The 582-nt window shown below is 41.6% G+C and carries 1 protein-coding gene; it reads right to left on the reverse strand.

The window, feature by feature from the left end; genetic code table 11:
* On the reverse strand, positions 1-544 hold a 544-nt coding region (locus R7Q48_RS29390; protein ID WP_318133890.1), incomplete at its 3' end, for a Bax inhibitor-1 family protein.
* Positions 545-582 lie beyond the last annotated feature (38 nt).

Consider the following 582-nt stretch of genomic DNA (forward strand, 5'->3'; position numbering starts at 1 on the left):
CGAATAGGATGAAACCAGAGAACACGAGTGCAGAAACACTGCTGATTACTAGGTGAGCCATTGTTGAACCAACGAAGATGTTAATCAGCGCTGCAACGATCACAATGATCAAACCTGCCATCAGGAAGTTGCGCATGAAAGAGAAATCTTTCTTGCTTGAAATGGTGTAAGCCGATAGGCCAAGGAACACCATACCAGTCAAACCTAGAGCTTGAGCAATGATAGTAGGACCGTTTGGAATTGATGCGTAGTAGTTAAGCATTGGACCTAAAGCACCACCCATTAGAGTCGTGAAAACGAATGTCCAAACGATACCAGATGATGAGTTAATTGCCTTTGGCATAACAAAGAACAAAATACCAATCGCTGCAAGCTGCATTACAATCGCCATGATTGGTGAAATTTGCATTGCCATAGTCGCGACTGCTGCGATAGCACTGGTCATCAGTGTCATCGACAGTAGGAAGTAAGTGTTTTTCAGTACTTTGTTAGTTTCTAGTGTATTAGGAACACTTGTTGAACGAGTAAACATTGGACTGTTCATAATTATCCTCAATAAGGGAGTTTACTATTGGTACATTT

The organism is Vibrio sp. 378, assembly GCF_033339435.1.